General features: G+C 70.0%; 1 protein-coding gene. It reads left to right on the top strand.

Annotation, left to right across the window (positions count from 1 at the left end):
* On the top strand, positions 1–7,535 hold a 7,535-nt coding region (locus C9E82_RS23295; protein ID WP_122449406.1), incomplete at both ends, for a non-ribosomal peptide synthetase.

The raw sequence follows: 7,535 nt of genomic DNA, 5'->3' as shown, positions 1-7,535 counted from the left end.
CAGCTGGAGGGACCCTCGGCCACCTACAACATCCCGATGGCGCTGCGGATCGAGGGCGATCTGGACGCCGATGCCCTGCAGGCCGCGCTGAACGACGTGATCGCCCGCCACGAGGCCCTGCGCACCCGCTTCCCCGCCGGCGACACCCCCCGGCAGGAGGTGCTGGACAGCGCCTCGCTGGTCCTGCAGCGCCGCGATATCGGCGCCGCAGCACTGGACGCGGCGCTGGCCGAGGGCGCCGCGCAGGTGCTGGACCTGGCGGCCGGCCTGCCGCTGGCCGCGACCCTGTTCCGGCTGGGCGATCGGGAACATGTGCTGCTGCTGGTCCTGCATCACATCGCCGCAGACGGGGCCTCGATGGCGCCGCTGGCAGCCGACCTGTCCGCCGCCTATGCCGCCCGCCTGGACGGCCGCGCCCCCGACCGGCCCGCGCTGCCGGTGCAATATGGCGACTACACCCTGTGGCACCGCAAGCTGCTGGGCGACCCGAACGATCCCCGATCCCGACATGCAAGGCAACTGGAATTCTGGAAACAGGCCCTCGAAAACATCCCGGAACAGATGCAGATGCCCGCTGACCGCGCGCGGATCGGCGCGCCGGATTACCGCGGCAACAGCCTGACATTCCGGCTGGGCGGCGAAACCCATGCCGGGCTAGCGCGGCTGGCGCGGATGCATGACGCATCGTTGTTCATGGTGCTGCATACCGCCCTCGCGGCGGTCCTCCACCGCCTTGGCGGATCGACGCACTTCGCCATCGGCACGCCTGTCGCGGGGCGCGACGACCCGGCGCTGGCCGACATGGTCGGAATGTTCGTGAACTCGCTGGCGCTGCCGACCGATTGTTCGGGCCATCCCGATTTCACCACCCTGCTGGCCCGCCTGCGCGATGCCGACCTGGCGGCCTTCGACCATGCCGACCTGCCTTTCGATCTGGTGGTCGAGGGGCTCGATCTGCCCCGCCGCCCCGATCTGCATCCGCTGTTTCAGGTGATGCTGTCGCTGACTCCCCTGGACCGGATCACGCCCCGGCTTGGCAGTGCGGGCAGCGAAAATCTGTTCCTGCTGCCCGAGGTCGCCAAATTCGACCTGAGCCTCGACGTGTTCGACGCGACCGCCCCGGACGGCACGCCGGCCGGGCTCGAGGTCGTGCTGGAATATGCCAGCGACATCCTTGACGAAACGACGGCAATCCGCATCCGCGATGCCTTCACGGGAATGATCGCGGCGATGCTGGACAACCCCGCCCAGCCCATTTCGCGCCCCGCGCTGTTGCCGCAATCCCGGCAGGACCAGCTTCTTGCCCTGGCCCAGGGCGGGCCGCTGGACTTCGATCACCGGCTGATCGGACAGCGTTTCGCCGATCGCGCGGTCTTGGCACCCGACGCCCCGGCGCTGCGGTTCCGCGATCGGGCATGGACGGCGGCGCAGCTTGATGCGCGCGTCAACCGGCTGGCCCGTGCGATGCTGGCCCAGGGTGCCGGGCCGGGTCGCAGGGTCGCGCTGGCCGTCACCCGCTCGGACCGGGCAATCGTCGCGATCCTTGCGGCCTTCCGCACCGGCACCGCCTTCGTCACCATCGACGCGGCAGCCTCTGCCGCCCGCGCGGCCGATATGGTCGCGGAATTCGCCCCGGACCTGGCCCTGACCCACGGTCCCGCAGCAGAGGGGCTGGATTTCTCCTGTCCCGTCATCGCGCTGGAACATGAGCCGCCGAAAGACCCGGAAGACAACGCCCCGTTGGCGCAGGCAGAGCTGCCCCGGCCGATCCGGCCCGACGATGCGGCCTATGTGATCTTCACCTCGGGCTCGACCGGACGGCCGAAAGGCGTCGTGGTGCCGCAATCCGCGATCGCCATGCTGGCCCATCAGCAGGAACCGCTCTACCACATGCTGGCGCGCGATGCCGGGATCGAGGGCCCGATGCGCGCCGCCCTGACCGCACCGCTGCAATTCGATGCGGCATTCGAGGAATTGCTGGTCCTTGTCGCCGGGCACGAGGTCGACCTGATCGACGACGAGACCCGGCAGGACGGCCCGGCGCTGGTGGCGCATCTGCATCACCGCAAGATCCAGTTCATCGACAGCACCCCCACCTTCTTCGAGGCCCTGTGCAATTGCGGCCTGCTGGAGGGCGAGGCCGCCCCGCGCGTGGTCCTGCTGGGCGGCGAAGGCATGTCCCCGGCGCTGTGGCAACGCCTGCGCGAAACGCCTGGCATCACCGCCTGCAATGTCTATGGCCCGACCGAATTCACCGTCGATGCCAGCCTGGCGCATCTGGCCGACAGCGCCGAGGTGACGATGGGGCGGCCCCTGAAAGGCGCGCAGTTCCACATCCTCGACGCGTCACTCCACCCTGTTCCTGTCGGCGTTGTTGGCGAGCTGTATATCGCCGGCTCGGGCCTAGCGCAGGGCTATCTGAACCGGCCCGACCTGACCGCCGAGCGCTTCCTCGCCAATCCCTTCGCGCCCGGCCGGCGCATGTATCGCTCGGGCGATCTGGCGCGGTGGCGCGAGGACGGGCAGGTCGAGTTCGTCGGACGCGCCGACCAGCAGCTCAAGATCCGCGGCTTCCGCATCGAACCCGCCGAGATCGAGGCCGCCATCGCCCGCGCCGGCCATCCCCAATCCGCCGTCATCGCACGCCAGGACCGCCCCGGCCGGAAGCAGCTGGTGGCCTATGTCGTCGGCCAGCCGGACCGCGACGCGCTGCGCGGCGCGCTGGCCGAGGCGCTGCCCGACTACATGGTCCCCGCCGCCTTCGTGGCGATGGAGGCCCTGCCGCTGACCCCCAACGGCAAGCTGGACCGCCGCGCCCTGCCCGAGCCCGAAGCCGAGGCCGGACCCCGCCGCGCGCCGCGCAACCCGACCGAGGCCGCCCTGGCCGAGCTCTTCGCCGAAGTCCTGGGCACCCCCGAGATCGGCATCGACGACAGCTTCTTCGCCCTTGGCGGCGATTCCATCTCCTCGATCCAGCTGGTCGCACGCGCCAGGAAGGCAGGCATCGCCATCAGCGCGCGCCACGTGGTGCAGAAGCAGACCGTGGCCGCTCTGGCCCTGGTCGCGCAGCCGCCTGCCGACACCGATGTGCGCCCCGCCGTTCCCGCGACCGGCGATCTGCCGATGACACCGATCATGCTGGACATGGTTGCGCAGGGCGGCGACTGGTCGCGGTTCCAGCAATCGGTGCTGCTGGAGATGCCGGCCCCCGACCCCGACGCGCTGTCCGCCGCGCTGAACGACCTGCTGGCCCATCACCCGATCCTGCGTGCCCGCGTCGCCGGCACGAACGCCATGCATATCCCGGAGATCGCGCAACAGGCGAATGTCCTGACGGTGACCAGGGTGGCCGCGCTGAACGGCAGCGAATGGGAGATCGGCCTGAAGGCCGCCGCCGCCGAGGCAGCCGCCCGGCTGGACCCGCAGCAGGGCCGGCTGATGCAGGCGGTGCTGTTCCGGGCGGGGGATCAGGCGCGACTGCTGCTGACCATCCACCACCTTGCCGTCGATGGCGTCTCGTGGCGCATCCTGCTGCCGGATCTGGCCGAGGCGCTTGCCGCGCGCGCGAATGGCGAAACCCCGTCCCTTGCCGCCATCGCCACCCCGTTCCGCGAATGGGCGCTGGCAATGCCCGGTGCCGCGCGCGACCGGCTGGACCAGCTGCCGCTCTGGCACGACATCGCCGGACGACGGCAACAGCCGCTGGCGGAACGACCGCTCGACCCGGCCAGGGATCGCTTCGGCGCGCAATCCCTGCTGCATGTGTCGCTGGACGCCGCCACCACCGAGGCGCTGATGACCCATGCCGCGCGCCGCATCAACGGCGGCATGAACGATGTGCTGCTGACCGGCCTTGCGCTGGCCGTCGCCCATTGGCACGGCCATGCCGGGCTGACGCTGAATGTCGAGGGCCACGGACGAGAGGACATTCTGCCCGGTGCCGACCTGTCGCGCAGCCTCGGCTGGTTCACCAGCCTGTTCCCCCTGCATCTGGATGTCGGCCTGCCGGGCGATCCGGCCCGGCTGCCCGCCCCGGCCATCGAAACGGCGCTGAAATCGGTCAAGGAAACGCTGGCCGCCATCCCCGAAAACGGCATCGGCTACGGGTTGCTGCGCCACCTGACGGCCGAAGGCGCGACGCTGGCCGACCATCCCACGCCCGAGATGGGCTTCAACTTCCTTGGCCGGTTCGAGTCCGGCAGCGATCTGTCCGGCTGGAGGATCGCGCCGGAAGGGATGGCGCTGTCGGGCGGCGCGCCCGGCCAGCCGCTGGCCCACGCGCTGGAACTGAACGCGCTGATCATGGGCGAATCTCCGCGGCTGCAGGCCGACTGGACCTGGGCGGGCGATCTGTTCGGCTCTCACGACATCGCCGAACTGGCAGAGCTGTGGCTGGCTGCCCTGCGCCGCATCGCCGAGGTCTGCTCGACATCGGAGGGACGGCTGCTGACCCCTTCGGATCTGCATGGCTGCGCGCTGGACCAGGGCCAGATCGACGCCATCGAGACCAGCCACGCCCCGGTGGCCGAGATCCTGCCGCTGTCGCCGCTGCAGCAGGGTTTCCTGTTCCACGCGCTCTATGATCGCGATGCCGAGGATATCTATCTGACGCAGATCACCTTCACGCTGGACGGTGAACTGGATCCCGACCGGCTGCGCCGCGCGGCCAGGGCATTGCTGGCCCGCCACCCCGGCCAGACGGCCAGCTTCCTGCATGAAGGGCTGGATCGGCCGGTGCAGGTGATCCCGGCATCCCCCCGGCTGCCGTGGCGGCAGGTGACGCTGGACGGTCCCGCCGAAGCCGCCCTTGCAGCCTTGCAGGATCAGGACATGGCACAGCCCATGCCCCTGCACCAGGGCCCCCTGCTGCGCTTCACCCTGGCGCGGGAAACCGCGCAGCGCCACCATCTGGTTCTGACCAGTCACCACATCATCATGGACGGCTGGTCCACGCCGCTGTTCCTGCACGATCTTCTGGCGCTCTATCACGCGGATGGCGACGACGCGGCCCTGCCCGCGATCCCGGCATGGCGCGACTATCTGGCCTGGCTTGATACGCATGACGAGCAGGCGGCGATGCGCGCCTGGCATGACGCCTTCGAGGGGTTGGAACAACCGGCGCTGCTGGCCGGGGGCGTGGTCGCCAAGGCCCCGGCGCGGCTGCATGTTGATTACCTGCCCGAGGACCTCGGCACCGGGCTTCAGGCGCTGTCGCGCGATCTCGGCGTGACGCTGAACACGCTGATCCAGACCGCATGGGCCATGGTCCTGCGGACCGAGCTGGGTCGCGACGACGTGGTTCTCGGCTCGACCACCTCGGGGCGCTCGGCCGCTCTGCCGGGGATCGAGCAGATGGTGGGGCTGTTCATCAATACCATTCCGCTGCGCCTAACCCTGCGGCCGGCCGAAACCCTGGCCGACACCCTGCGGCGCATCCAGCGCGAACATGCCGTGCTGATGGATCACGACCATCTGGGTCTGGCGCAGATCCAGAAGGCGGTGGGTCAGGGCAGCCTCTTCGACACATTGGTGGTGTTCGAGAACTATCCGATGGGCGACGCCCCTCAGGCCGGGCTGGAGGCCCGGTTCAGCGGCAATCGCGGCGGCGACACCTCGCATTATCCGGTCAGCATCGGCGTGACGCCGGGCGAGCGCTTCGAGGTCAAGTTCAGCACCCGCCCCGACGTGATCGCCCAGGATCGCGCCGACCGGTTGCGCCGTCGCTTCGTGGCGGCGCTGGAACTGCTGGCCCGGCACAGCGATCAGCGCCTTGCCCGGCTGAGCCTGCTGGAGGAGGGCGAGGCATCGCTGATCGCCGGCCCGCGCGATGACCGTCCCGCTCCCTCGCTGATCGAGGCCTTCGAGGCGCAGGCTGCCGCAACACCCGACCAGATCGCGCTGGTCTGCGAGGATCTGCATCTGGACTGGGCCACGCTGTCGGCCCGCGTGAACCGCCTTGCCCGGCATCTCGTGGCGCATGGCGCCGCGCCGGGACAGACCATCGCCATCGCCCTGCCGCGCGGCGCGGAAGGCGTGATCGCCATGCTGGCCATCGCCCGCAGCGGCGCGGCATGGGTGACGCTGGACCTGGACCAGCCCGATGAACGCCTGCGCGACATGGCGCAGCGCGCCGATTGCAGGCTGATCCTCGGCTCGGCTGCGGCCTCGCGGCGGCTGGATGGGCTGGAGGGCCGCTGGATCCTGCTGGACGAGGAAATCACCCGAACGCAATTGGCCGCCCTGCCCGATCATGCAAGGGGCTTGCCCGTCGCGACCGAGGGCGATCTGGCCTATGTCATCTTCACCTCGGGATCCACCGGCCAGCCCAAGGGCGTCCGGATCGCCCAGGGCAATATCGCGAACCTGCTTGCCCAGCATCGCGGCGCCTTCTACGACCCCATGCGCGAAGCCAGGGGCCGCCGGCTGCGCATGGCCGTCAGTGCGCCCTTCAGCTTCGACACCTCGCTTGCCGGATTGCTATGGATGGTGTCGGGCCACGAATTGCACGTGCTGTCCGACGACGACCGCCGCGACGGCTTCCGCATGGTAAGCTATTGCCGCGACCGGCAGATCGACGCCATCGATGTCGGCCCGACCCATTTCGAACAGCTGCGCGAGATCGGGCTGCTGGAGGGCGACCAGAAATATCCCAGCATCGTGGCCTTCGGCGGCGAGGCGGTCAGCCCTGCGCAATGGCGTTCGGTCCAGCTGCCCGGCGTCACCGCCTTCAATGCCTATGGCCCGACCGAAGGCACCATCGATTCGACCTTCGCCGAGGTGACGGGCGAGGATGTCGTCATCGGCCGCCCGCTGCGCAATGGCCAGATCGCCATCCTCGACGCGTCCCTCCACCCTGTCCCGATCGGCGTCGTGGGCGAGCTCTACATCGCCGGCTCGGGTCTGGCGCAGGGCTATCTGAACCGGCCCGACCTGACCGCCGAGCGCTTCCTCGCCAATCCCTTCGCGCCCGGCCGGCGCATGTACCGCTCGGGCGATCTGGCGCGCTGGCGCGAGGACGGGCAGGTCGAGTTCGTCGGCCGCGCCGACCAGCAGCTCAAGATCCGCGGCTTCCGCATCGAACCCGCCGAGATCGAGGCCGCCATCGCCCGCGCGGGACATCCGCAATCCGCCGTCATCGCACGAGAGGACCGCCCCGGCCAGAAGCAGTTGGTGGCCTATGTCGTCGGCCAGCCGGACCGCGACGCCCTGCGCAGCGCGCTGGCCGAGGCGCTGCCCGACTACATGGTCCCCGCCGCCTTCGTGGCGATGGAGGCCCTGCCGCTGACCCCCAACGGCAAGCTGGACCGCCGCGCCCTGCCCGAGCCCGAAGCCGAGGCCGGACCCCGCCGCGCGCCGCGCAACCCGACCGAGGCCGCCCTGGCCGAGCTCTTCGCCGAGGTGCTGGGCCCCCCCGAGATCGGCATCGACGACAGCTTCTTCGCCCTTGGCGGCGATTCCCTGCTGGCCACGCGGCTGATCGGCCGCATCCGTCCCGCCTTCGGCATCGACCTGCCGATCCGCGCCATCTTCGAATG

Source organism: Paracoccus sigandri (assembly GCF_003709565.1).
GTDB lineage: Bacteria > Pseudomonadota > Alphaproteobacteria > Rhodobacterales > Rhodobacteraceae > Paracoccus > Paracoccus siganidrum.
Note: the sequence above shows the minus strand (reverse complement) of the source record. Positions and strands in the feature narration are given on the sequence as shown.